The organism is Agromyces lapidis (assembly GCF_009749405.1).
GTDB lineage: Bacteria > Actinomycetota > Actinomycetes > Actinomycetales > Microbacteriaceae > Agromyces > Agromyces lapidis.
On sequence record NZ_WBIQ01000006.1, the window covers coordinates 38131 to 63859 of the forward strand.

General features: G+C 71.8%; 23 protein-coding genes. 20 read left to right on the forward strand and 3 right to left on the reverse strand.

Annotated elements, in window-relative coordinates:
- Positions 1–8: 8 nt before the first annotated feature.
- The 10 genes from GQQ93_RS09250 to GQQ93_RS09295 all read left to right on the forward strand — a co-directional run bounded on the left by GQQ93_RS09250 (position 9) and on the right by GQQ93_RS09295 (position 11663).
- The gene (locus tag GQQ93_RS09250) at positions 9–977 is read left to right on the forward strand and encodes an AAA family ATPase (RefSeq protein WP_212277300.1); all 969 of its coding nucleotides are present in this window, start codon (positions 9–11) and stop codon (positions 975–977) included.
- The gene (locus GQQ93_RS09255; RefSeq protein ID WP_157423964.1) at positions 974–2272 is read left to right on the forward strand and encodes a DUF58 domain-containing protein; all 1299 of its coding nucleotides are present in this window, start codon (positions 974–976) and stop codon (positions 2270–2272) included. The genes GQQ93_RS09250 and GQQ93_RS09255 overlap by 4 nt, the downstream gene beginning before the upstream one ends.
- Positions 2269–4587, forward strand: a complete 2319-nt coding sequence (locus tag GQQ93_RS09260; RefSeq protein WP_157423965.1) for a transglutaminase TgpA family protein — start codon at positions 2269–2271, stop codon at positions 4585–4587. Before GQQ93_RS09255 ends, GQQ93_RS09260 begins: the two co-directional genes overlap by 4 nt.
- A gap of 9 nt (positions 4588–4596) precedes the next feature.
- Positions 4597–5184 (forward strand): FHA domain-containing protein, encoded by a 588-nt coding sequence (locus GQQ93_RS09265; RefSeq protein WP_157423966.1) that lies wholly within the window; start codon positions 4597–4599, stop codon positions 5182–5184.
- A gap of 142 nt (positions 5185–5326) precedes the next feature.
- Positions 5327–6775: a 3-isopropylmalate dehydratase large subunit gene (gene leuC, locus GQQ93_RS09270; protein ID WP_157423967.1), complete on the forward strand. Its 1449-nt coding sequence runs from the start codon at positions 5327–5329 to the stop codon at positions 6773–6775.
- The gene (leuD, locus tag GQQ93_RS09275; protein ID WP_157423968.1) at positions 6775–7395 is read left to right on the forward strand and encodes a 3-isopropylmalate dehydratase small subunit; all 621 of its coding nucleotides are present in this window, start codon (positions 6775–6777) and stop codon (positions 7393–7395) included. The genes leuC and leuD overlap by 1 nt, the downstream gene beginning before the upstream one ends.
- On the forward strand, positions 7392–8759 hold the full coding sequence (gene murA / locus GQQ93_RS09280; protein ID WP_157423969.1) for a UDP-N-acetylglucosamine 1-carboxyvinyltransferase: 1368 nt from the start codon (positions 7392–7394) through the stop codon (positions 8757–8759). Before leuD ends, murA begins: the two co-directional genes overlap by 4 nt.
- A gap of 7 nt (positions 8760–8766) precedes the next feature.
- A complete protein-coding gene (locus GQQ93_RS09285; protein ID WP_157423970.1) occupies positions 8767–9543 on the forward strand; it encodes a lysophospholipid acyltransferase family protein in 777 nt (258 codons plus the stop codon).
- Positions 9533–10672 carry an NAD(P)H-dependent glycerol-3-phosphate dehydrogenase gene (locus GQQ93_RS09290; protein ID WP_246192245.1) on the forward strand — a complete coding sequence of 380 codons (1140 nt, stop codon included), beginning with the start codon at positions 9533–9535 and terminating at the stop codon, positions 10670–10672. The genes GQQ93_RS09285 and GQQ93_RS09290 overlap by 11 nt, the downstream gene beginning before the upstream one ends.
- The gene (locus GQQ93_RS09295; RefSeq protein ID WP_157423972.1) at positions 10572–11663 is read left to right on the forward strand and encodes a D-alanine--D-alanine ligase family protein; all 1092 of its coding nucleotides are present in this window, start codon (positions 10572–10574) and stop codon (positions 11661–11663) included. The genes GQQ93_RS09290 and GQQ93_RS09295 overlap by 101 nt, the downstream gene beginning before the upstream one ends.
- A 14-nt stretch (positions 11664–11677) precedes the next feature.
- Here the strand turns inward: GQQ93_RS09295 and GQQ93_RS09300 are convergent, their stop codons facing one another.
- Positions 11678–12205, reverse strand: coding sequence for a DUF3515 domain-containing protein (locus tag GQQ93_RS09300; protein WP_157423973.1), 528 nt, complete (start codon positions 12203–12205; stop codon positions 11678–11680).
- A gap of 46 nt (positions 12206–12251) precedes the next feature.
- Positions 12252–13919 (reverse strand): substrate-binding domain-containing protein, encoded by a 1668-nt coding sequence (locus tag GQQ93_RS09305; protein WP_170296164.1) that lies wholly within the window; start codon positions 13917–13919, stop codon positions 12252–12254.
- A 208-nt stretch (positions 13920–14127) separates the two neighbouring features.
- On the opposite strand from GQQ93_RS09305, the gene thiL reads away from it, so the two are divergent.
- On the forward strand, positions 14128–15153 hold the full coding sequence (gene thiL / locus GQQ93_RS09310) for a thiamine-phosphate kinase (protein ID WP_157423975.1): 1026 nt from the start codon (positions 14128–14130) through the stop codon (positions 15151–15153).
- On the opposite strand, the gene rsmD is transcribed toward thiL, so the two are convergent.
- Positions 15123–15716 carry a 16S rRNA (guanine(966)-N(2))-methyltransferase RsmD gene (rsmD, locus tag GQQ93_RS09315; protein WP_157423976.1) on the reverse strand — a complete coding sequence of 198 codons (594 nt, stop codon included), beginning with the start codon at positions 15714–15716 and terminating at the stop codon, positions 15123–15125. The genes thiL and rsmD overlap by 31 nt on opposite strands.
- 48 nt (positions 15717–15764) lie before the next feature.
- Between rsmD and GQQ93_RS09320 the strand changes: the two genes are divergently transcribed.
- Genes GQQ93_RS09320 through rnc form a run of 9 tightly spaced genes read left to right on the forward strand, consistent with a single transcriptional unit; the run spans position 15765 to position 25729 of the window.
- Complete coding sequence (locus GQQ93_RS09320) at positions 15765–16592, forward strand: tetratricopeptide repeat protein (protein ID WP_170296165.1); 828 nt, start codon at positions 15765–15767, stop codon at positions 16590–16592.
- Positions 16589–18799, forward strand: coding sequence for an ATP-dependent DNA helicase RecG (locus GQQ93_RS09325; RefSeq protein WP_157423977.1), 2211 nt, complete (start codon positions 16589–16591; stop codon positions 18797–18799). Before GQQ93_RS09320 ends, GQQ93_RS09325 begins: the two co-directional genes overlap by 4 nt.
- A 51-nt stretch (positions 18800–18850) precedes the next feature.
- Complete coding sequence (coaD, locus tag GQQ93_RS09330; RefSeq protein WP_157423978.1) at positions 18851–19342, forward strand: pantetheine-phosphate adenylyltransferase; 492 nt, start codon at positions 18851–18853, stop codon at positions 19340–19342.
- A gap of 53 nt (positions 19343–19395) precedes the next feature.
- Complete coding sequence (locus GQQ93_RS09335) at positions 19396–20370, forward strand: AAA family ATPase (RefSeq protein ID WP_157424234.1); 975 nt, start codon at positions 19396–19398, stop codon at positions 20368–20370.
- A 1-nt stretch (position 20371) separates the two neighbouring features.
- Positions 20372–21808, forward strand: coding sequence for a DUF58 domain-containing protein (locus GQQ93_RS09340; protein WP_157423979.1), 1437 nt, complete (start codon positions 20372–20374; stop codon positions 21806–21808).
- On the forward strand, positions 21798–24185 hold the full coding sequence (locus GQQ93_RS09345; RefSeq protein ID WP_157423980.1) for a transglutaminase TgpA family protein: 2388 nt from the start codon (positions 21798–21800) through the stop codon (positions 24183–24185). The genes GQQ93_RS09340 and GQQ93_RS09345 overlap by 11 nt, the downstream gene beginning before the upstream one ends.
- Before the next feature lie 11 nt (positions 24186–24196).
- Positions 24197–24766, forward strand: a complete 570-nt coding sequence (locus GQQ93_RS09350) for a YceD family protein (protein WP_246192246.1) — start codon at positions 24197–24199, stop codon at positions 24764–24766.
- 2 nt (positions 24767–24768) lie between these two features.
- Positions 24769–24972, forward strand: coding sequence for a 50S ribosomal protein L32 (gene rpmF / locus GQQ93_RS09355; RefSeq protein WP_022887809.1), 204 nt, complete (start codon positions 24769–24771; stop codon positions 24970–24972).
- A gap of 46 nt (positions 24973–25018) precedes the next feature.
- A complete protein-coding gene (gene rnc, locus GQQ93_RS09360) occupies positions 25019–25729 on the forward strand; it encodes a ribonuclease III (protein WP_157424235.1) in 711 nt (236 codons plus the stop codon).

Sequence of the window (25729 nt, forward strand, 5' to 3'; positions counted from 1 at the left end):
TCCCCAACATGTCAGTGACCCAAGAACAGGCCCTGTGGTTCCAGGACGCCTTCTCGAAGCTCGTCGACAACGTCGACCGTGCGATCCTCGGCAAGCGCGAGGTCATCGAGCTCGTCGTGACGGCGCTGCTCTCCGACGGCCACGTGCTGCTCGAGGACTTCCCGGGCACCGGCAAGACCGTGCTCGCGAAGGCGCTGGCGAACACCCTCGACGGCACGAACTCGCGAATCCAGTTCACGCCCGACCTGCTGCCCTCCGATGTCACGGGCGTCACGATCTACGACCAGGGCAAGGCCCAGTTCGAGTTCCACCGCGGCCCGATCTTCGCCTCCATCGTGCTCGCCGACGAGATCAACCGTGCGAGCCCGAAGACGCAGTCCTCGCTCCTCGAGGTCATGGAGGAGGGCAAGGTCACCGTCGACGGCGTGAGCTACGACGTGGGCAGCCCCTTCATGGTCATCGCGACGCAGAACCCCGTCGAGCAGGCGGGCACCTACTCGCTGCCCGAGGCCCAGCTCGACCGGTTCCTCATCAAGACCTCGCTCGGCTACCCCGACCACGACACGGCCGTCACGCTGCTGCTCGACTCGGCCAACCGCGCGCGTGCCTCGAAGGTGTCGCCGATCATCGCGCCGAGCTCGATCACCACGATGTCGCAGCTCGCGAGCGAGGTGTACGTCGACGCGGCGGTGCTCTCGTACCTGAACGAGATCGTCTCGGCGACGCGCAGCGACAAGGACGCGGCGCTCGGCGTCAGCATGCGCGGCGCGCTCGCCCTCGCGCGTGCGGTCAAGACCCGCGCGATCTCGAACGGCCGCACCTTCGCGACGCCCGACGACGTGCGCGACCTGGCCGTGCCCGTGCTCGCCCACCGCATCATCGTCGACCCCGAGTCGGAGTTCGCGGGCGTCTCCGCCCAGGACATCGTGAACCGGGTGCTCGCCGAGGTGGCACCCCCGGCGTACCGGGCGGCATGACCGCCGAGTCCGGCGCGCCCCAGACCCCGTCTCAGGCGCGCATCGCAGTCCGCGCCGTCGCACGCTCGCTCGGGGCATCCCTGCGTTCGCTGGGCGCGACGCTCGCGCGCGCCTGGCGCACCGTCGCCGAGTTCTGCGCGCCCGTCACGGGCGTGGTCTCCACGACCGGATGGCTCGTGCTCGGCGCCGCGGCGGCGTCGCTCGTGCTGGCGTGGGTGTTCGGCTGGATCGAGTTCGCGTTCCTCGGCTTCACCCTGCTCGCGGCCGTGCTCGTGTCGATCGCCTTCGTCTTCGGCCGGATGCACTTCACCGTCGGCATCGAGCTGCAGCCGACCCGCGTCGTGGCGGGGGAGCGCGCGCTCGGTCGCATGGTCGTCCGCAATGCGGGCACCTCGCCGTCGGCGCCCGCGCGTATCGAGCTGCCGGTCGGCGCCGGCCTCGCCGAGTTCGTCGTGCCCCACCTCGCCCCCGACGCCGAGCACGAGGAGCTCTTCGCCGTGCCGACCAACCGGCGCGCCGTGATCATCGCGGGGCCCGCCGTCTCGGTCCGCGGCGACCAGCTCGGCATCCTGCGACGCACCGTGCGCTGGACCGACCCCGTCGAGCTCTTCGTGCACCCGGTGACCGCTCGGCTGCGGCCGTCGGCCGCCGGCCTCGTGCGCGACCTCGAGGGCGAGGTCACGAAGGTCATCACGAACAACGACATCGCGTTCCACGCGCTGCGCGCATACGAGCCGGGTGATCCCCTCCGCAACGTGCACTGGCGCACCTCGGCCCGCACCGGTCAGCTCATGGTGCGTCAGTACGAAGAGACCCGCCGTTCGCAGCTGACGCTCGTGCAGTCGACCGAGCGCGCGCACTACGCCTCCGACGACGAGTTCGAGCTCGGCGTGTCGGTGCTCGCCTCGATCGGCGTGCAGGTCGTCCGCGACGCGACGCGACTTTCGGTCGTCACCGAGGGCGTCGCGCTGCGCACGGCGACCCCGACCGTCCTCCTCGACGACTCGTCCCGCATCGAGCCGGCCGACGGCGCATACCCGTCGATGCGCGACTTCGTGCGCGACGCGACGAAGCGGCTGCCGACCCCGAGCGTCGTCATCGCGGTCGGAGGCTCCCTGCTGCCGATCGCCGAGTTCCGTTCGGTCGAGACCGTCTTCGGCAATGACACCGAGACGATCGCGATCCGCGTGGAGCTCGGCGCCACGAGCTCGCTCACCAAGGTCGCCGGCACGACGGTCGCGACCATCGGCTCGCTCGGCGACCTGCCCCGCCTGATGAGGAGGGTGCGACCGTGAAGCGGCTTCCCCGCAACGTGACGAGCGACATCCTCGTCCTCAGCCTGCTGTCGCTCCTCGGCATCATCGGCTACGAGACCTCCTTCGGCGACCTCAACTTCCTCCTCGCCGCCCTCGCCGGCCTCGTCGTCGGCACGCTCGTGGCCGTGGCCGGCACGCTGTGGCGACTCGGCGTGCTCACCACCGTGCTCCTCGCACTCGCCGCCTACTTCCTGCTCGGCACGCCGTTCACGATGCCCGAGACCGCGATCTTCGGCGTGCTGCCCTCGTTGAGTTCGCTCGCCGGGCTCGCGTACGGCGCCGTCTTCGGCTGGGCCGACATCGTGACCATCGGCACGCCGGTGGAGGCGCCGTACTACATCGCCGCGCTGCCGTACTTCGCCGCCTGGCTGGTCTCGCTCGTCGGCACGCTGCTCGTGACCCGTTGGCTGCCGAAGCGCCGCACCGCGCTTCGCGCGAGCGTGCTCGTGATCGGTCCCGCACTGCTCTACCTCTCGGGCATCCTGCTCGGCACCGACGAGGCCTACTTCGCCGGTGTCCGCGGCGTCGCGTTCGCCGTGATCGCGCTCGTGTGGATCGCGTGGCACCGCGGCACCACCGTCGAGGCCTCCGGCGAGGGTGCGAAGCGCCTGCGCAGGCAGAAGATCACCGGCACCTCCGCGGTCGTGGCCGGCGCGGTCGCCATCGGCGCGCTCGCGGGCATCGCCTTCGCCCCGGTGAGCCCCGACCGCTTCGTGCTGCGTGAAGAGATCGTGCCGCCGTTCGACCCGCTCGAGTTCCCGAGCCCGCTGTCGGGCTTCCGCAAGTACACGAAGGACCTGGCCGAGGAGACGCTCTTCACGGTGCGCGGGCTCGAACCGGGCGACACGCTGCGGCTCGCCACCATGGACTCGTACACCGGCCGGCTCTGGAATGTCGCCGGCCCCGAGGACGTGGGCGCCGACGGCGGCGGCTACGGCATCGTCGGCGAGACCCTGCCCGAACCCGGGCTCGCCGACCTCGGCTCGCGGCGCGACCTCGAGGTCGAGGTGGGGGCCTACTCCGATGTGTGGCTGCCCACGGTGGGCTACGGCTCGTCGCTCCGCCTCCTCGATGAGCGCAGCTCGGCGAACGCGGGCGACCTGCGCTACAACCCCGAGGCGGGCACCGCAGTGCTCACGAGCGGGGTCGACGAGGGCACGCACTACGAGCTCCAGGCGAACGTGCAGCGCGAGCCCGACACCGAAGACCTGCTCGACGTGCCGGTCGCCGATCTCACCCTGCCGATCGTCGAGAACTCACCCGACGTCGCCGAGGCGAAGGCGAGCGAGTTCGCCGGCGACGCGGCCAGCCCGATCGAGCAGCTCCGCGCGATCGAGACGGCGCTGAAGACCGGCGGATTCCTGAGTCACGGCCTCGCCTCCGACGCGGTGCCCTCGCGCGCGGGGCACGGCGCCGACCGCATCACCGAACTCTTCACCCGTTCCCAGATGGTCGGCGACGCCGAGCAGTACGCCGCGGCCATGGCGCTCATGGCCCGCGACCTCGGCTACCCGGCGCGCGTCGTGATGGGCTTCGCGCCCGAGATCTCCGAGGGCCAGGAGGAAGTCGAGGTCGTCGGCGACGACGTCACCGCCTGGGTCGAGGTCGCCTTCGAGGGCGTCGGCTGGGTCAGCTTCCGGCCGACCCCCGACCAGGTCGACGTACCGAAGGAGGAGACGCCGAAGCCGAAGTCCGAGCCGCAGCCGCAGGTGCGCCAGCCGCCGCGTGCCGAGCACACCGAAGACGAGCTGATCGCGACGGTCGAGATCGACGAGACCGACGACGATGACAAGGACAGCCCGTTCAAGGTGCCGGGCTGGGTTTGGGGAACCCTCGCGGCGATCGGCATCCCCGCTGCGATCGTGTTCCTGCCCATGCTGGCCGTGATGCTCGTGAAGGCGGCCCGCCGTCGCAAGCGCCGCACGGGGCCGAACGAGCGGCAGGCTGCGGCGGCCTGGGAGGAGCTGGTCGACCGGTACGCCGAGCTCGGCTTCGAACCTCCCGCGCAGGCCACCCGACTCCAGTCGGCGCGTGCCCTCGAGCGTCAGCTCGGCGAGCAGGGCCTCGCGGCGGCGATGCGAACGAGCGGTGCGGATGCCACGGGGCCCGAGCCGGTCGCCCTCACGGCACTCGCGGCGACCATCGACCGCGACGTGTTCGACGGAGGGTCTGTGCCCGACGAGGTCGTCGTCCACCGCTGGACGGAGGCGGAGGCGGCCACCGCCGCGGTCACCGCCGCGGTCGGCCGGGTGCGTCGTTTCATCAGCCGCTACCGGATCCGCTCCCGTCGGTAGGCTGGGAACGTGGCAGAACCGGACTTCATCGTTCCGCCGCCGGGTCTCGTGCCGACGGCGCCCGACCCGGCTGCGCCCGATCGCACCGTTCGCGCCGTGCCGACGCGATCGCTGCCGAGTTTCGCTCCGACGGGCCCGACCGTGGGCACGCCGGGCGCGCCGAGCGTGCCGGGCGTCCGCCCCGGCGCTCCCGTGCCCGGTGCAGCGCTGCCGAAGCCGCCGCAGGCCGTGCAGCCCGCGACGCCCGTGACGCCGCCGTCATGGCGTCTCGTCGGGGCATCCGGCATCGAGATCGTGGTCGACGCGGTGCTCGTCCTCGGACGCGATCCGGTCGCCGCAGCAGGATCGAACGCCCGGGCGGTCGCGATCGACGACCCGACCCGCACGGTGTCGAAGACACATGCCGTCATCGAACCGGCGGACGACGGGGTGCGCGTCACCGACCTGCGTTCGACGAACGGCTGCCGCATCGAGGCGCCGGGCGGGCCGCTGCGCGAGGTCGTGCCCGGTGAGCCGACCCCAGTGCCGGTCGGGTCGGCGCTCTTTCTCGGCGAGCTCGGTCTGCGGGTGGATCGGGTCGTCCGCCCGACGGTGTAGCCTGATTCCATGCGCGCGCCACGACTTCTCCTTCGTCGCCGCGGCGGGGCTTCGTTCTGAGGCCTTCCCCGTCGCGGAGTCCGTCGTCGGCCGATTTCTCCGGATCGAAGTCGATCCTCCCGGAACGAAGAGAGACGAACGCATGAGTACTGCGCACACGAGCGCCGACCGCCCCCGCACCCTGGCTGAGAAGGTCTGGCGCGATCACCTGGTCAAGCAGGGCGAAGACGGCACCCCCGACCTGATCTACATCGACCTGCACCTCGTGCACGAGGTCACGAGCCCGCAGGCCTTCGACGGCCTGCGCATGGCCGGGCGTCCGGTGCGCCGCCCCGATCTCACGATCGCCACCGAAGACCACAACACGCCGACGCTCGAGATCGACAAGCCGATCGCCGACCTCACGAGCCGTACGCAGATCGAGACCCTCCGCAGGAACGCCGCCGAGTTCGGCATCCGCCTGCACTCGCTCGGTGACAAGGAGCAGGGCATCGTGCACGTCGTGGGCCCGCAGCTCGGCCTCACGCAGCCCGGCATCACGGTCGTCTGCGGTGACTCGCACACCTCGACCCACGGCGCCTTCGGCGCGATGGCGTTCGGCATCGGCACGAGCGAGGTCGAGCACGTGCTCGCCACCCAGACGCTGCCGCTCAAGCCCTTCAAGACGATGGCGATCAACGTCGAGGGCACCCTGCGCCCCGGTGTGACGGCGAAGGACATCATCCTCGCGGTGATCGCGAAGATCGGCACGGGCGGTGGACAGGGCTACGTGCTCGAGTACCGCGGCTCGGCGATCCGCGCGCTGTCGATGGACGGCCGCATGACGATCTGCAACATGTCGATCGAGGCAGGCGCCCGGGCCGGCATGGTCGCGCCCGACGAGACGACCTACGCGTACCTGAAGGGCCGCGCGCACGCGCCCGAGGGCGACGACTGGGACGCCGCGGTCGAATACTGGAACACGCTCGCGACCGACGAGGGCGCGAGCTTCGACGCCGAGGTGTCGATCGATGCCGACGCGCTCGAGCCGTTCGTGACGTGGGGAACGAACCCCGGCCAGGGCGTCTCGCTGTCGGAGTCGGTCCCCGACCCGGCGACGATCGACGACCAGCACGAGCGCGCCGCGGCCGAGCGGGCGCTCGAGTACATGGACCTCGCAGCGGGCACCCCCCTCAAGGACATCAAGGTCGATGCGGTCTTCATGGGCTCGTGCACGAACAGCCGCATCGAAGACCTGCGCGCCTTCGCCTCGATCATCAAGGGCAAGCAGAAGGCCGAGGGCGTACGCGTCATGGTCGTGCCCGGCTCCGCGCGCGTGCGTCTCGAGGCCGAGGCCGAGGGGCTCGACAAGGTCATCACCGACTTCGGCGCCGAGTGGCGCTTCGCGGGCTGCTCGATGTGTCTCGGCATGAACCCCGACCAGCTCTCCCCGGGCGAGCGCTGTGCGTCGACCTCGAACCGCAACTTCGAGGGCCGGCAGGGCAAGGGCGGCCGCACCCACCTCGTCTCGCCGCTCGTGGCGGCCGCGACCGCCATCCGAGGCACGCTGTCGAGCCCGTGGGATCTGCAGAACGAAGGAGAGGCGCGCTGATGCAGAAGATCACGACCGTCACCGGCGTCGCCGTGCCGCTGCGCCGCTCGAACGTCGACACCGACCAGATCATCCCGGCCGTGTTCCTGAAGCGGGTCACGAAGACCGGCTTCGACGACGCGCTGTTCCACGGATGGCGCCAGGACCCCGAGTTCGTGCTGAACCGCCCCGAGTTCCAGGGTGCGAAGGTGCTCATCGCCGGGCCCGACTTCGGCACCGGTTCGAGTCGCGAGCACGCCGTGTGGGCGCTGCGCGACTACGGTTTCGACGTCGTCGTGAGCTCGCGGTTCGGCGACATCTTCCGCGGCAACGCGGGCAAGCAGGGGCTCGTCGCCGCGCAGGTCGCCTACGAAGACATCGAGCGCCTCTGGGCGGTCGTCGAGGCCGACCCGGGAATAGACGTGACCGTCGATCTCGTTGCACGAACGGTGAGCGCGGGTGCGCTCACAGTCGCCTTCGATATCGACGACTACACTCGATGGAGGCTTCTGGAGGGTCTGGACGACATCGCCCTCACTCTCCGGGACGAAGCAGCCATCGCCGAATTCGAGACGCATCGAGCGGCGTGGCGGCCCAAGACGCTCCCCATCCGGGAGCCGGCGGAATCAGGGAGTTTGTGAACACACTCGGGCAGGATGCCAAGAACCACGGGACGGCAGTCGGGTTGAACGTCGACAAGATCACGATCAACGGCGGCAAACCGCTCCGCGGCCGGATCGAACTGAAGGGGGCCAAGAACCTCGTCACCAAGGCGATGGTCGCGGCGCTCCTCGGCGACACTCCGAGCGTGCTGAAGGACGTCCCGAACATCAGCGACGTCCGCATCGTGCGCGGCCTCCTCGAGGTGCACGGCGTCACGGTGACCCAGGGCGACGCGGGCGAGCTCATCCTCGACCCCTCGGCCGTCGAAACGGCGCACATGGCCGACATCGACGCGCACGCCGGCTCCAGCCGCATCCCGATCCTGTTCTGCGGGCCGCTGCTGCACCGACTCGGCGAGGCCTTCATCCCCGACCTCGGTGGGTGCCGCATCGGCGACCGTCCGATCGACTACCACCTCGAGGTGCTGCGCAACTTCGGCGCCATCGTCGAGAAGCTCCCGAGCGGCATCCGCATGTCGGCCCCGAGCGGCCTGCACGGTGCGAAGGTCGCGCTGCCCTATCCGAGCGTCGGAGCGACCGAGCAGGTGCTGCTCACCGCGGTGCTCGCCGACGGCATCACCGAGCTCTCGGGTGCGGCGATCGAGCCCGAGATCATGGATCTCATCAACATCCTGCAGAAGATGGGCGCCATCATCACGGTCGACACCGACCGCGTGATCCGCATCGAGGGCGTCGACAAGCTCGACGGCTACACGCACCGCGCGCTCTTCGACCGCAATGAGGCAGCCAGCTGGGCGGCCGCGGCGCTCGCGACCGACGGCGACATCTTCGTCGGCGGTGCCCGCCAGGCCGAGATGCTCACCTTCCTCAACGTGTTCCGCAAGGTGGGCGGTGCGTTCGAGATCGCAGAAGACGGCATCCGCTTCTACCACCCGGGCGGCGAGCTGAAGCCGGTCATCATCGAGACCGATGTGCACCCCGGGTTCATGACCGACTGGCAGCAGCCGCTCGTCGTCGCACTGACGAAGGCGAAGGGCGTTTCGATCGTGCACGAGACGGTGTACGAGCAGCGCTTCGGCTTCGTCGACGCGCTCGTCGAGATGGGGGCCTCGATCGAGGTGCACAAGGAGTGCCTCGGCGGTCGGCCCTGCCGCTTCGGCCAGCGCAACTTCCAGCACTCCGCCGTGATCTCCGGCCCGGCGAAGCTCACCGGCGCCGACGTCGAGGTGCCCGATCTCCGTGGCGGGTTCAGCCACCTGATCGCCGCGCTCACCGCAGAGGGTCGCTCGACCGTCTCCAACGTCGGAATCATCGCGCGGGGGTACGAGGACTTCATCACGAAGCTCGAACTGCTCGGGGCGGATTTCGAACTCGAAGGATAATAGGGGAGTGCAACACGACGACTCGTCTGCGAAGGCCCCCGCGAAGCCGCGTTCGGAGACTCGACGCCCCTCGTTCTTCTGGGTCCTCGCGGCACTCATCCTGCCGCTGTTCAACCTCGCCGTCCGATTCCGGTTCCATCACCGGGAGCGGATGCCCCAGTCGGGCGCCTTCGTGCTCGCACCCAACCACTACAGCGAGATCGACCCGGTCGTGATGGGCGCCGCGAGCTGGAAGCTCGGGCGCGCCCCGCGCTTCCTCGCGAAGGCGTCGCTGTTCAAGAACCCCGTGCTGGGCTGGTTCCTGCGCACCTCGGGGCAGATCCCGGTCGAGCGCGCCGGCAGCAACGGTCATGCGGCCCTCCGCGCGGCCGAGGAGCTCGTCGAGAAGGGGCGCATGGTCGTCGTCTACCCCGAGGGCTCGCTCACCCGCGATCCCGAGCTCTGGCCGATGCGCGGCAAGACGGGGGCGGTGCGCATCGCGCTGGAGCGCGACATCCCCATCGTGCCCGCCGCCCACTGGGGCACCCAGGCGCTGATGCCGCGCTACGGCAAGAAACTCAGCCTGTTCCCGCGCAAGACGATCGACGTCATCGTCGGCGAACCGCTCGACCTCAGTGCGTACCGCGGCAAGCCGATCGACCAGGCGTCGCTCCTCGCCGCGACCGCGAAGCTGATGGACGCGATCGCCGAGCTCCTCGCCGAGATCCGTCATGAGCCGGCTCCGGCCGAGCGCTGGGATCCGGTGGCTCACGGCCAGAAGGAGACGGGTCGCCTTGAAGACTAAGCAGCACCCGCGCAAGCCCGCGGGCAAGCGCGTCGCCGTGCTCGGCGCCGGCAGCTGGGGCACGACCTTCGCGAAGATCCTCGCCGACGGCGGAGCAGACGTCGTGCTCTGGGCCCGCCGCCCCGAGATGGCCCGCGAGATCCAGGAGGCCAAGCGCAACAGCGACTACCTCCCGGGCGTGAACCTGCCGCTCGGGCTCCGGGCGACGAGTCGGCTCGACCTCGCACTCGCGGGCGCCGAACAGGTGTTCGTCTCGGTGCCGAGCCAGTCGCTGCGCGACAACCTCAAGCTCATCGCTCCGCACCTGCACGCCCAGGCCACGGTCATCTCGCTCATGAAGGGCGTCGAGAAGTCGACGGGCAAGCGCATGAGCGAGGTCATCGCCGAGGTGCTGCCGATCGACGAGTCGCAGATCGCGGTCATCTCGGGTCCGAACCTCGCGCTCGAGATCGCCAAGGAGCAGCCGACGGCCGCGGTGGTCTCCTCGACGAGCCTCGAGACCGCCCAGGCGGTGGCATCCGTGGCCCGCAACAAGTACTTCCACTCCTTCGTGAACACCGATGTCATCGGCACCGAGTTCGGCGGCGTGCTGAAGAACCTGATCGCGGTCGCGATCGGCATCGTCGACGGCGCCGGCTACGGAGACAACACGAAGGCGTCGATCATCACGCGCGGTCTCGTCGAGATGAGCGACTTCGCGGTCGCGTTCGGCGCGCACCCCGAAACGCTCTCGGGTCTCGCAGGGCTCGGCGACCTCATCGCGACGAGCCAGTCGCCGCTCTCGCGGAACAACACCGCCGGACGGCTGCTCGGCCAGGGGTACCACCTGAACGACGTGGTGAACCAGATGCAGCAGACCACGGAGGGGCTCGCCTCGGTCGGGCCGATCCTCGAACTCGCGCGGGCGAAGGGCGTCGACATGCCCATCGTCGAACAGGTGCGTCAGGTGCTCGCGGGCACCCTCGACCCGAAGGACATCGCGCCCCACCTCACGACCGACGACGAGCCCCAGGGCGAAAGGACGAACGATGGACAAGCTCAGGGTGGTTCTGCTGTTCGGCGGGCGTTCAAGCGAGCACTCGATCAGCTGCGCAACGGCGGGCGGAGTGCTGGGGGCGATCGACCGTAGCCGCTTCGAGGTGATCCCGGTCGGGATCACCCGCGAAGGCGCGTACATCCTCGAATCCGACGAACCGGCGCGCTTCGCGCTCGACCCCGCGCACCTGCCCGAGGTCGTCGACAACGGCACCCGGGTGCAGTGGCCCGAGTCGACCGCGTCGCGCGAACTGACGGTGACGGATGCTTCTGGCACGCGCTCGCTCGGCGAGGTCGACGTCGTGTTCCCGATCCTGCACGGGCGCTTCGGCGAGGACGGCACGATCCAGGGCCTCCTCGAACTCGTCGGCCTGCCGTACGTCGGCAACGGCGTGCTCGCCTCGTCGCTCGGCATGGACAAGCACTTCACGAAGACCGTGCTCGAGGGCGCCGGCATCCCGGTCGCGCCGTGGGTGACGGTGACCCGTGCCGCGCTGGCCGCCGACCCCGAGCTCTGGCAGCGCCGCACTCGCAGCCTCGGCCTTCCCGTGTTCGTGAAGCCCGCACGTGCGGGCTCGTCGGTCGGTGTCACCAAGGTGAACGACTGGGCCGAGCTCGACGCGGCGCTCGAGGTCGCCTTCGCCGAAGACGGGAGCGTGCTCATCGAGTCGGGCGTCGTCGGCCGCGAGATCGAGTGCGCGGTGCTCGAAGGCCGCGACGGTGCGGCGCCGCGGGTGAGCGTGGCGGGCGAGGTCGTGGTCACGGGTCGCGAGTTCTACGACTTCGAGGCCAAGTACCTGGATGCCCCGGGCGTCGAGCTCGTGTGCCCCGCCGATCTCGGCGACGGCGAGCTCTTCGAATTGCAGCGCATCGCGCGCCGCGCGTTCGAGGCGATCGGCGGCCAGGGGCTCGCCCGCGTCGACGTGTTCCTCACCGACGAGGGCTTCGTCGTGAACGAGCTCAACACGATGCCGGGCTTCACGCCGATCTCGATGTTCCCGACGTGCTGGCTGAACTCGGGCCTCAGCTACCCCGAGCTCATCACCGAGCTCATCGAGGTGGGGTTCGCGACCGGTCCGCGCTAGCGGGCCTGCACGCGTCAGCCCGCGGTCGCCTCGTCGACGTCGGTGCAGCCGCCTTCGGAGGGGATGACCGAGACGGCCGACGAGAGTTCGGTGATCGCCGTGGTGCCCGAGACGACGTCGTTGTCGACGAGCACCTCGACGGCGGGGGTGCGACCGTAGCTCGTGAATCGGAAGTTCGGGGCGTCGGACTCGTCGATGACCCAGTCGACCCCGTTCACGCTCACGCAGCGGTCGGTCGTCGGGCCGGGCGTCGGCACGCCGCAGCGGAGCAGCACGGAGGCGGGGGAGCCCCACGCGCCGGTGCCCTGGGCGTTGGTCTCGCGTTCGGCCTGCTCCTGGCCGGTGTCCTTCGCGATCGAGTCGGGCAGGCGCACGACGACGGCTGCGCAGTCGGGGTCGCTCGCGTCGGCGGCGGGGTCGATCGGCACCGCCTGGCTGCACCCGCTGAGGGCGAGCGCGGCGGCGCCGGCGGCGAGCAGCGCGGCGAAGCGGAGTCGGCGGGGTCGCGGGGAGCGGTGGGTGCGGCCGGTCGGGTGTTCCATCCCCTTCAGGGTAGTGGCCGATCCCGAGTGCCTGCTGCGACGGCGATCAGCAGTTCGGGCGGCACGCGCGCTGGGAGAGGGCGTCGGTGAGCACGACGCTCAGGTCCTGCGGCTTGGCGGCGGAGTACGCGGCCCCGCCCGTGGCCTTCGCGATCGCCCGCATCGCCTTCACGTCGGTGTCGGGGCCGATGCCGACCATGATGACCGGGACGGGCTTCGCCGGGTCGTCCATCTCGCTGAGCTGGGCGAGCAGCTGGTCGAGCGAGATCCCGTTCTCGTCCTCGTTGCGGCCGTCGGTGAGCAGGAGCACCGAGTTCACCTTGCCGGTGTCGTACGTCGATCGCACGTGCGCGACGGCCGCGAGGGTCGTGTCGTAGAGCCCCGTCGCGCCGCCGAGGCGCCCGGGCAGGGAGGCGATGGCGGTGCCGAGCTTCGCCTTCTGCTCCTCGTCGCCGAGCCGCTCGATGGGGGCGAGGGCCTCCCAGTCGCGATCGCCTGCGCGCTCGGTCGAGAAGATCCAGAGGCCGAGATCGACGTCGCCCGAGAACTGGGCGAGCGTCGAGCTCGTCGCCTGGGTGAGCAGGTCGATCCGCCGGAGGCCGGTGACCGTCGGCTCCTCCATCGAGCCGGAGACGTCGATGACCGAGAGGATGCGCGAACGCAGGCTCAGGACGCCCCAGGTGCGGAGGATCGCGACCTGCGCGCCGGCGGCGGCCGTGTCGACGGCGACGGCTTCGGCGAGGACGCCCTCCTGCTCGAGCTCTCCCGACCCGACGCCGTCGCGGAAGCCGTCGGCGGCGAAGGCGTCCTTCGCGCCCCAGAGTGCGAGCTTCAGCCCGTCGAGTTCTCTCGCCCGGAGTTCGAGGGCCCGCGACTCGGCGGTCTCGGGCGCGCGCTCGGCATCGGGAGCGGGGAGGTTCTTCGCGAGCTCGGTCTCGTCGAGGGAGCGGAGGAACGGGTAGTTGAGGGCGAGCGTGCCGTCGGCGGGGTAGAGGGCGACGAGCGGGGAGGAGCCGGCCTCCCGGTTGTGCAGCGCGATCTGCTGCTCGCTCGCGATCGCGAAGGTTCCGGCGGGGCGGGAGCCGAGCTCGGCGAACGAGTCGGCCGCCGTCGGCAGCACGGTGTCGTTGAGCTGGATCATCGCGGTCTGGAACTGTCGTGGCGCACCGATGTCGGCGCGCCGCTCCATCGCCTGGAGGGCGCTGAGGCTCGCCGAGGAGGCCTCGGGATCGGCCAGGAGCGCCGTGAACTCGCCCTTCATGAGCGCGTTCCATCCCGGAGCGGCATCGCCGAGCTCGCTCGCCCGTTCCGCGGCGGCGGCGAAGACGACGGGACTCGAGGCGATCGATCGTTCGAGGGCGAAGTTCGGCACCGGCCGGCCGAGCGATCGGGCGGTGCTCGACATGCGCACGAGCCAGACGGGGGAGTCTGGGATCCAGGCGTCGAGCTCCGCCGCGTTGCCGGAGGCGAGCATCGCTGCGGTGTCGACGGAGGCCTGGGCGACGACCTCGGTGCGGGAGCACGACTTCTCGCTCGCGTCGTAGTCGGCCGCGATCGCCTTCACGGTCGCGGCGATCGCCGGGTCGGCGACGACGCTGAGCTCGGCCGGCGAGGTGCAGGGGATCTCGGGGTTCTGCCAGCGCTCGAGCTCGCCGCTCGCCCAGGCCACACCGGTGACGCCCGCGACGCCGACGAGGGCGACCGTCGCGGACACCGCCGCGATCGCGATGGTCGTGCGCCGGCGTCGCCGACGGTCCGCTGCTCGTTCGCTCCGTCGACTCACGCTCGCTCCATCGCAGGGCGGTGGGCAGGGGCGTCCACCGCGATCGGGTTCTCCGCGAACCCAGCGTAGGCATCGACGCCGAATTCGTAAAGAACCATTACACACCATCCGTCGTCCGGTGGTGACCTACGCTGAGTGGATGCCCGACGACCGCCCAAGCACCGACGCAGACCTCGAGACGATCGGCGGGATCGAGACCATCGGGGCGCTCGGCGAGCAGGCCGTGCTCGCCCGGATCCTGCCGCGCCTGCAGCCCGGCGACTCGGCGCTGCTCGGCGCCGGCGACGACGCCGCCGTGATCGCCGCGCCCGACGGCCGCTTCGTCGTGACCTGCGACATGATGGTCCACGGTCCCGACTTCCGCCTCGCCTGGTCGACGCCGTTCGAGCTCGGCTGGAAGGCGGCGGCGACGAACCTCACCGACGTCGCCGCGATGGGTGCCCGGCCGACCGCGCTCGTCGTCGCGATCGCGGCGCCGCCGAACCTCGCGGTCGCGGTGCTCGAAGGCATCGCCGACGGGCTGCGCGAGGGACTCGCCTCCCTCGCTCCGGGGGCCGGCGTCGTCGGCGGCGACCTCTCGGCGTCGTCCGTGCTGACGATCACCGTCACCGCCTTCGGCGATCTCGAGGGCCGCAGCGCGGTCACCCGCTCCGGCGCGCGGGTCGGCGACGTCCTCGCGCATGCCGGCGTCCGCGGCGACGCGGCGCAGGGCCTGCGCCTGCTCTTCGCCGAGGGGGTGGATGCCTCGGGGGAACCCGATCCCGAGCGTGCCGCCGCGCTTCGCGCGAGGCATCCGCGCCTCATCGCCGCACAGCTCGCACCCGAACCTCCCGTCGGTGCCGGCGTCGCCGCGGCCGAGGCGGGCGCGACCGCCATGCTCGACGTCTCCGACGGGCTGGCGCGCGACGCGCGGCGGCTGGCCGAGGCGAGCGGGGTCGGCCTCGACTTCGACGGCGCCGCTCTCGGTGCCGACGTGCGACTCGCCCTGGCAGGCGCCGAGGACCACGGACTGCTCGCGACGTTCCCAGCCGGGGCGCCGGTGCCCGCGCCGTTCGAGGTGATCGGCCGTGTCGTCGAGGATGCCGGAGAACTTCGGGTCGACGGTGCACCGATCGCCGCCGACGGGTGGGATCCCTACTCGGGCTGGGACGGCCGCGCGGGCTGATCGGGCGCCGCCCACCACAGCGTCGTCTCGCCGTAGTCGCGTCGCCGCTCGGGTGCGAGGCCCGCGGGCCAGACCGGCTCGGGCGAGCGGCTGCTGCGCTCGACCACGACGACCGCGTCATCGGACAGGAGCGGGGCGAGCAGCTCGAGATCGTGGGCGAGCGCGGTTTCGGAGAGATCGTAGGGCGGGTCGACGAACACGAGGTCGACCGGCCCGGCCGCGCCCTCGAGGTAGGCGGCGACCGCCCGCGGCACGACGCGGACGCGCACCGCGTGCCCGCCGCCGTCGGCGCGGCCGACGGCGTCGGCGTTGCGCCGGCAGATCTCTGAGGCGGGCTTCGCCCGCTCGACGAGCACGACCTCGGCGGCGCCACGGCTCGCGGCCTCGAGGCCGAGCGCGCCCGAGCCGGCGTAGAGGTCGAGCACGCGTGCGCCGTGGATCGCGTCGCGGGCCTCGAGCGCGGAGAAGATCGCCTCGCGCACGCGGTCGCTCGTGGGACGGGTGCCGGAGCGCGGAACCTGGAGGCTGAGAGAGCCGGCGAATCCGGCGATGATGCGGGTCATGCTCCCGGCAGCTTATCGACGCAGGCCCACCGCTGCCATGATGGAGGGGTGCCTGCCCCATTTGCTGAAGAGACCGGCTCGACCGAACGCCTGCCCGCCGAACCGTCCCGACACCGAGGGGGCGAGCAGCAGCTGATCGACCGCCTCTGGGACTTCGCCGATCCCGAGGCCAGCGCCGAGCGGTTCCGCGAACTCGCGGCCGACGCGTCGGAGACCGCGCACACCCGCGCCGTCATGCAGACCCAGCTCGCCCGCGCCCTCGGGCTGCTCGGCCGGGGCGACGAGGCGCTCGCGGTGCTCGACCAGGTCGCAGCGCTGCCGGCCGACGACGAGCCCCCCGCCTTCGCCGCAGAGCTGCGCGCCCGCGTCGCGATCGAGCGGGGCCGCCTCGCCGCGGCCGGCGGGCGGCCCGCCGACGCCGTTCCCGAGCTCACCCGCGGGGTGCGCGAGGCCGCCATCGCGGGGTCGACCTTCCTCGTGCTCGATGCGCTGCACATGCTCGCGCTCAACGACGCCGGCCACGAGGAGGAGTGGGCGACCGAGGGATTCGACGTGCTCGACGGCGCGCGCGACCCACGAGTGCTCCGCTGGGGCGTCGCGCTCCACAACAACCTCGGATGGACCCTGCACGACTCTGGCCGACTCACCGGTGCGCTGATGCAGTTCGAGGAGGCGGCACGCGCGGCCGAGGCGTACGGCACCGCCGAGCAGCGGCACGTGGCGAAGTGGTCGGTCGCGCGGTGCCTGCGCAGCCTCGGCCGCACCGAGGAGGCTCTCGAGCTCCAGCGCGCGCTCGCGGCCGAGCGCCCCGACGACCCCTACGTGCAGGCCGAGCTCGCGGCGCTGACGGAGGCGCCGCCTACGATCGAGGCATGACCGCACGACCAGCGGATGCCCCCGAGGAGGCGATCCCCGGCAGCTACACGCTCGATTCGAAGCTGGCCGGCGCCCTCGGCGGGCGCACCGCCCAGGCGATCGAGCGGGCGTTCGGCTACGTCACCGTCGGCGAGCTGCTCGCGCACTACCCGCGGCGCTACGCGTTGCGCGGCGAGCTCACGGCGCTCGCGTCGCTGCCGCTCGACGAGAACGTCACCCTCGTCGCCGAGGTGATCGAGGTGCGCGTCCGCGAGATGCGCCAGCGCAGGGGCTCGATCGTCGAGGCGAAAATCTCCGACGGTACGGGCGTGCTGACGCTCACGTTCTTCAACCAGCGCTGGCGCGAGAACGACCTGCGCCCAGGGCGCCGGGGCATCTTCGCCGGCAAGGTCGGCGACTACCGGGGCAATCGCCAGCTGGCGCATCCCGACTACGAGCTCTTCGACGACGAGGTCCCGATCGAGGTCGGCGACGCCGCCGCCAAGCGCTGGGCCGAGGCGCCCATCGCGATCTACCCCGCCACCTCGACGCTCGCGAGCTGGCAGCTCGCGAAGTCGATCGCGCTGCTCCTCGACGGCCTCGGCCGGGTCGACGATCCGCTGCCGGCTTCGGTGCGGGAGAACCGCGGGCTTCTCGCGCACCGCGACGCGCTCGAGCGGGTGCATCGACCCGAGCGCGAGCCCGATTGGAAGGCGGCCAGGCGAACCCTGCGCTTCACCGAGGCGTTCGTGCTGCAGTCGGCGCTGCTCGAGCGGCGGGCCGCGCTGCGAGCACGTCACGCGCTCGCCCGGCGCCCGGCGCCCGGCGGCCTGCTCGAACGCTTCGACGCCGCGCTGCCGTTCGCGCTGACCGGCGATCAAGAGCAGGTGGGCGCCGAGATCGCCCACGACCTCGGCGAGCCGGTGCCGATGAACCGCCTCGTCCAGGGCGAGGTCGGCTCCGGCAAGACCGTCGTCGCGCTGCGCGCGATGCTCGCCGTCGCCGACTCGGGCGGGCAGTCGGCGCTCCTCGCCCCGACCGAGGTGCTCGCCGCCCAGCACCTCCGCTCGATCGCGAAGATGCTCGGCCCCGAGCTCTCGGCCGAGCTGATCCCCACGCTGCTCACGGGCCAGCTGCCCGCCGCCGAACGCAAGAAGGCGCTGCTGCGCGCCGCGGCCGGCCAGTCGCGGCTCGTCGTCGGCACCCACGCGCTCCTCGGCGACACGGTCACCTTCGCCGACCTCGGGCTGGTGGTGGTCGACGAGCAGCACCGCTTCGGCGTCGAGCAGCGCGAGGCGCTGCGGCTGAAGGGCGCCGAGCCGCCGCACGTGCTCGTGCTCACCGCCACCCCGATCCCGCGCACCGTCGCGATGACGGTGTTCGGCGACCTCGACGTCTCGACGATCGCCGAGCTCCCGGCGGGCCGCGCCGGCATCGAGTCGCAGGTGGTGCCGCTCGCGATCCGCCCCGCCTGGCGACCGCGCGTCTGGGAGCGCCTCGCCGAGGAGGTCGCCCTCGGCCGCCAGGGCTTCGTCGTGTGCCCGGCGATCGAGACGCGGGTCGCCGAAGACGACGGCGCCGAGCCCGTACCGGGCGAGACGGAGGGCGCCGGCCCCGTGGCATCCGTCGCCTCGGTGCTCGCCGAGCTCGGTGAGCACCCCCGTTTCGCCGAGCTCCGCGTCGCGCCGCTGCACGGGCGCATGAGCGCCGAAGAGAAAGATCGCACGATGCGTGCCTTCGCGGCGGGCGAACTCGACGTGCTCGTCTCGACGACGGTCATCGAGGTGGGCGTCGACGTGCCGAACGCGAGCGTGATGGTCGTCGTCGACGCCGACCGATTCGGGGTCTCGCAGCTGCATCAGCTGCGCGGGCGGGTCGGCCGGGGCGCCGTGCCCGGGCTGTGCCTGCTGGTCACGGGCGCGCCGCCGAACTCGCTCGCCCTCCAGCGCGTCGAGGCCGTCGCCGCCACCCTCGACGGCTTCGAACTGGCCCGGGTCGACCTCGAGCTCCGGCAGGAGGGCGATGTGCTCGGCGCGATGCAGTCGGGCGGGCGATCCTCCCTCAAGCTGCTGCGGGTGGTGCGCGACGGTGAGATCATCGCCGACGCACGAGCCGAGGCCGAGGCGATCCTCGAGGTCGATCCGACGCTCGAGGGGCACCCGGCGCTCGCGGCCGCCGTCCGCCGGCGACTCGACGACGAGGCCAGCGGATACCTGAGCAAGGGCTGAGACTCTCGGCCGGGCCTCTCGGGGGCCCCCGCTGGCGCTACGCTGTTGCGTATGCAGCGGATCGCCGTCGTCCCCGGATCGTTCGACCCCGTCACGCGCGGCCACCTCGATGTGATCTCGCGGGCCGCGGGGCTCTACGACGAGCTGCACGTCGTCGTGGTGCACAACCCCGACAAGTCGGCGCTCCTGCCGATCGCGCAGCGCGTCTCGCTCATCGAGCAGTCGATCGCCGACGCCGGCATCGAGGGTCGCATCGTCGTCGCCGCCTGGAGCATGGGCCTGCTCGTCGACTACTGCACCGACGTCGGGGCGAGCGTGCTCGTCAAGGGCGTGCGCTCGCAGCTCGACGTCGCATACGAGACGCCGATGGCGATCGTCAACCGGCATCTCGCCGGCGTCGAGACGGTCTTCCTCCTGCCCGACCCGGCGAACGCGCACGTGTCGAGCTCACTCGTCCGGCAGGTCGCGTCGCTCGGCGGCGACGTCGCGCCCTATGTACCGGCCGTGGTCGCCGACTACCTCGCGGTGGCGATGACGCCATGAGCGGCGAGGTCGCGGTGACGAGCGGGTCGGGAACGGCGGCGCGCGCCGCGACCATGGGCATCGACGAGGTCGGGTCGCTCGCCGCGGCCATCGTGACGAACGTCGAGACGGTGATCGCCGGCAAGCGCGACGCGGTCACCGCGGCGCTCACCGTGCTCCTCGCCGAGGGACACCTCCTCATCGAGGACGTGCCGGGCGTCGGCAAGACGATGCTCGCGAAGGCGCTCGCACGCTCGGTCGACGCGAGCGTCAGCCGCATCCAGTTCACCCCCGACCTGCTGCCGAGCGATGTGACGGGCGTCTCGGTCTTCGACCAGGCGAGCCGGCGCTTCGAGTTCAAGCGCGGCCCCGTCTTCGCCAACCTCGTCATCGGCGACGAGATCAATCGGGCGAGCCCGAAGACCCAGTCCGCCCTGCTCGAGTGCATGGAGGAGCGCCAGGTCACGGCCGACGGCACCACGTACCGCCTCGACCCGCCGTTCACCGTCGTCGCGACCCAGAACCCCGTCGAGATGGAGGGCACCTACCCGCTGCCCGAGGCGCAGCGCGACCGCTTCATGGCGCGGATCTCGATGGGCTACCCGGCATCGGCCGACGAGCTCGCGATGCTCACGACGCGCGAGACCTCGAGCCCGTTCGACGTGCTCGACGCGGTCGTCTCGCTCGGCGAGCTCCGCGCCATGATCGCCGCGGTGCACCAGGTGTTCACCTCGCAGCCCGTGCAGGAGTACGCCGTCGAACTCGCCCGTGCGACCCGCGAGGACCGGCAGCTCCGGCTCGGTGCGAGCCCGCGCGCGACGCTCCAGCTCGTGCGAGCGGCGAAGGCGCACGCGGCGATGCACGGTCGCGACTTCGTGCTGCCCGACGACATCGACGCCCTCGCCGTGCCGGTGCTCGCGCATCGGCTCGTGCCGACGAGCCGCGCGCTCGGGGCGCACGACCGCGATGCCGGCCCGCTGATCGACGCCATCGTCCGACGCATCGTGGGGGAGACGCCGGTTCCGGTCGGCAGCGCGCGAAGGAACTGAGATGAGGCGCCCCCGTCCACTGCGCGTCGCGGCCTGGCCGCGGCTCACCAGGCGCGGGGGCGCACTGCTGGTGGTCGGGGCGGCACTCCTCGCCGTCTCGCTCTGGTTCGACCTGCGCGACATCATGCTGCTCGCCTTCGTCGGCATCGCGATGCCCGGCGTCGCGGCGCTCTTCGTCACGCTGCGGGTGCCGCGGCTCGGCGTGACCCGCAGGTTCTCGCCCCCGATCGTCGCCGCGGGAACCTCGACGGCCGTCGCGATCGCAGTGCGCAACCGCTCGCGGCGAACCCTCGACGGCGCGCACTGGCGGGACCGGGTGCCCGAAGGGCTCGACGCGCCGGCCGAGGCGGTGCTGCCGGCCCTCGGGGCGTACGAGGCCGTGCTGCCGTCGGGCGACGACACGGTGCACCTCGAGTACCGCCTGCGGCTGCCCCGCCGCGGCGTCTACGGCATCGGCCCGATGCGGATCGGCCTCGCCGACCCGTTCGGGCTCGCCCGCATCGACCGCGACGCCGGTCCGCGCCATGAGGTCGTGGTGACGCCTCGGGTGACCCCGCTCGAGCGGGCCCTCGGTTCCGCCGCCAGCGTCGACGGCGTGCTGCACGGCCTGCAACGGCGCTCGCACCCGAACTCCGACGAGCTCATCGCCCGCGAGTACCGCTACGGCGATCCGCTGCGCCGCGTGAACTGGCCCGCGACCGCCCGGCGCGGCGAACTGATGGTGCGCGAGGAGGAGCAGCGCGGCGACCCCGAGGTCCGGATCCTCCTCGACACCACGCTCGCCGGGCAGTTCCCCGGCGGCGGCTCGAGGCCCGAGTGGGCCGAGCGCGTTCACCTCGGCTTCGAGCTCGGCGTCGAGGTGGCGGCCTCGATCGGCGTGCACCTGCTCGAGCGGGGGTTCCGCGTCCGCTGCGACCCGCTCGGCGACCCCGGGCGCGGCGGCGTCGGCGAGGGGGCGCCCGGCGCCTACCGGATGCCCGGGGGCGATCACCTGCTGCTCGAGGACCTCGCCCGGCTCGACGCCCCGGGCCGGGGCGAACGCGTCGACGGCTCGGCTGCGCGCGGCAGCCGGATCGCCGAGGGCCTCGGTCGCGGCGAGGTGCGCGCACGCGAGGCGAGGATGCCGGGGTTCGCGGTGCTCGTCGACCCCGACGACCAGGATGCCGCGACGCTCGTCTCGCTCCGCACCGGATTCGAGCCCGCGGTCGCCTTCGTCGGCGAGGGCGTCTCGACGCGGGTCGTCGACGCGCTGGAGCAGGCGGACTGGCGGGTCGTGCGGGTGCGACGGGCCGCAGTGATCGGCGACGCGTGGGCGGGCGTCGCGCAGCGCGACCGGATGGGCGGAACAGGCGCAGCAGAGACCGCGCGCGGGAGCGCAGCGGGCGCTGACGAACGCGGAACGAACCGCCCGCCGGCACGGGGGCGCGATGCGTCCTGACACTCTGCCGCTCACCCGAGGTCAGCGACTCGCGCTCACCGCGGCGAGCTTCCTGCTGCTCGCGGTCTCGACGATGGCGCTCGGACCGCTCATCTCGGGCAGCGGATGGTGGTGGCTCTGCGCGTTCGTCGCGGCCGGCACGCTGTTCGGGGGCGCCGGACTCCGGGCGATCCGGGTTCCCGCCTCGCTCGTGCCGGTGCTCGAGCTCGTCGTGCTCCTGCTCCTGCTCACACTGCTCTTCGGCGGGTCGACGAGCTTCGCGCTCGTCGTGCCGACCCAGGACACCTTCGTCCACTTCGGGGAGCTCTTCGACGGCGCCCAGCGCACGATCCAGCAGCAGTCCGTGCCGGCGATCCCCGTGCCGGCGCTCAACTTCGTCCTGGCCCTCGGCGTCGGGGTGCTCGCGATCTGCATGGACGTGCTCGTGCAGACCGTCCGCATGCCCGCACTCGCCGCGGCTCCGGCGCTCGTGCCGATCCTCATCCCCGGGTTCATCATCGAGTCGGGCGCCGAAGTGCCGACGCTCGTCTTCTCGGCGGCCTCGTACCTGCTGCTCCTGCGCATCGACGTGCGAGCCCGCCGCCGCGCACTGCTCGCCGCCGCGGAGCGCAACGACGAGACGGGCGGCACCACGGTGATCCCGCCGGCACGGGTGCCGATCGTGTCGAGCCTCGGTGCGACGCTCGGCCTCACCGCGGTGGGCATCCTCACGGCGGCGGTGCTCACGGCCTCGACCCCGAGCATCTCCTCGAGCCTGTTGCTCGGTTCGGGCGCGCCGTCGACGAGCTTCGCGCGCGGGGTGAGCCCGTTCATCGACCTCGGACGCGATCTCCGGCGACCCGATCCGCGGCCGGCGTTCCACTACTTCGCGAGGGACAACGACCGCCCGTACTTCACGGTGCTGACCCTCGATCGATTCGAGGGCCAGGCGTGGGGCGTCACCGAGCGGCCGGTCGACGCCGACAACACCGTCGACGCCCTGCCGCTGCCCGACGGCCTCGACGAAGACGTCGCCGCCACGGAGCATCCGATCGACATCGTCGTCGACGAGGTGCGCACCACCTGGCTGCCGCTGCCGTACCCGACGCGGCAGGTCGAGGGGCTCAGCGGCTCGTGGTTCTGGGACGCCGGCTCGCTGACGGTGCGCAGCGTCGATGCCGACACCGGCGGGCAGCGCTATCGCGCGACGTGGCTCGAGGTCGATCCGAGCCCATCCCAGCTGAGGTCGGCCGGCGGGCGGGCCGGCGAGGAGTTCGACGCATTCCTCGAGCTGCCCGACGACGCACCGCCGATCATCGCCGAAACGGCCGCGGCCGTCGCGGACGGCGCGGCGACCCAGTACGACGCGGCGGTCGCGATCCAGGCGTTCCTGCGCTCGGCCAGCTTCGAGTACTCGACGGAGGCGCCGGTCGAGTCGGGCTACGACGGCGGCGGCTTCGACGTGATCGCCCGGTTCCTCGAGGAGCGCTCGGGCTACTGCGTGCACTTCGCCTCGACGATGGCGGTGCTCGCCCGCGAGGTCGGAATCCCCTCGCGCATCTCCGTGGGCTACACGCAGGGCACATCGACGCAGGAACGGGTCGGGGGCGTGCAGCGCGTCGAGGTCGACTCGCACGACCTGCACGCGTGGCCCGAACTCTACTTCGAGGGCGTCGGGTGGGTGCCGTTCGAGCCCACGCCGAGTCGGGGCACGGTGCCCGACTACTCGCGGCCCGGGGCGGGCGATGCCACGGCGACGACACCGCCCACGACGGGCACCGCGAGCGCCCCGCCGAGCGGCCGGCCCGAACTCGACCCCGATCGAAACCTCGCGGGCGGCGGCGGTACCGCCTCGCCGGCCGACTCGTGGTGGTTCCGCGGCGGCGTCGCCCTGCTCCTCGTCGCAGGGCTCCTGCTCGCTCCCGCCGCGCTGCGGGCCGGACAGCGCGCCTCCCGGCGCCGGCGGATCGCACGCGGCGACCGGCCGGCGGATGCCGCGTGGGACGAGTTCGTCGCGACGGCGCGCGATCTCGGGCTCCGACCCGAGACGACCTCGACCCCGCGCGCGATCGCCGGGCGGCTCGTCGAGCGGGAGGGCTTCGCCGGCGAGGCGGGCGATGAGGCGCGGGCGGCGCTCACCGCACTCCGCGATGCGGTCGAACGCGAACGCTACGGGCCGGGGGCGGCACGATCCGGTGCCGGCGCGGTGCGCCCCGCCGGTGCGGACGGGGGCGCGGCCGAGGCATCCGACCCGCTCGTGCGCGCGCTCGCGACCGCCTGCGCCGCGCTCGCGGAGGGTGAGCCGCTGCTCGTGCGATGGCGTGCGACGCTGGTGCCGCGCTCGCTGATCGAGCGTGCACGGCCGACGTTCGGCGAACGTCCACCTGTCGACGCGTAGAATCGTCGATCGTGGCCACCAAGCATTCCGTGTTCGATCTCAGCGTGCGCGATCTCGTGAACCGTCCGGGCGAGATGCGCGAAGAGCGCATCAGCGCACCCGCACCCGAGCAGTTCGGCGAGGCACTCGTCGCCGTGAAGGAGGGCTCGGCGATCGATCTCGACGTCCGGCTCGAATCCGTGCACGAGGGGATCCTCGTCACCGCCGAGGTCGATGCGACCGCGGACGGCGAGTGCGGGCGCTGCCTCATCGAACTCGCCGTGCCCGTCCAAGTCGAGTTCCAAGAACTCTTCGGGTATCATGGCGGGGAAGCCATCGAGTATGAGGTTCAAGACGACCACGTGGATCTTGAACCACTCATCCGAGATGCGGTAGTGCTGGCACTGCCGTTCCAGCCGGTGTGCCGACCGGATTGCCCAGGTCTCGACCCCGAGACCGGAGTCCGACTGGCCGATCATCCGGAACTCGTCACCCCTGAGCACAGCGACCCCCGCTGGGCCGCGCTCGCGGGGTTCCAGGCTTCCGAAGACAACGGTCCGGATTCCATGTCCGGCGCCGACCAGCAGAGAGAAGAGAGATAGTCATGGCTGTTCCGAAGCGGAAGAAGTCACGCGCCAACACCCACGCGCGCCGTTCGCAGTGGAAGGCCGAGGTCCCCACGCTCGTCAAGACCGTCGAGAACGGCAAGGTCACCTACAGCCTTCCGCACCGCGCGAAGGTAGTCGAGGACTCGGCGGGCACCCCGCTCTTCCTCGAGTACAAGGGCCGCAAGGTCGCCGACGTCTAGTCGGCCCGAGACGCACCGACGACCGGTCGTGACGCGAACGGAACGCATGGGAGGCGGGCGCACAGCGCTCGAAGATCGCACGCTCGACGAGTTGCAGCGAACGCTGCAGGTCGACATCGATCCCACCCTGCTCCTCCTCGCGCTCACGCACCGGTCGTTCGCGTACGAGAACGGCGGCATCCCGACGAACGAGCGCCTCGAGTTCCTCGGCGATTCGATCCTCGGGCAGGCCGTCACGGTCCGGCTCTTCAGGGATCATCCCGACCTCGATGAGGGCGAGCTCGCGAAGCGGCGCGCCAGCCTCGTGTCGAGTGTGGCCCTCGCCGAAGTCGGCCGCACCATCGGCATCGGCTCGTACATCAGGCTGGGCCGCGGCGAGACGATGACCGGCGGCGCCGACAAGCCGTCGATCCTCGCCGACACCGTCGAGGCGATCATCGGCGCGGTCTACCTCGATGCCGGCGGAGACGCTGCGACCGAGCTCGTGCTGCGTCTCATCACGCCGCTCATGCAGGACCCCGAGCGCTTCGGCGCCGCGATGGACCCCAAGACGAGCCTGCAGGAGATCGCGGCCCGCCGCGGTGCTCCGGCACCGTCGTACTCGGTCGCCGAATCCGGCCCCGATCACAACAAGCACTTCGTCGCGACCGTCACGGTCGGTGAACTCGTGCAGGCGTCGGGCGAGGGGTCGAGCAAGAAGCAGGCCGAGATGGCCGCCGCACTCGAGGCCTGGACCCGCATCAGCGGCGCGGCCTGA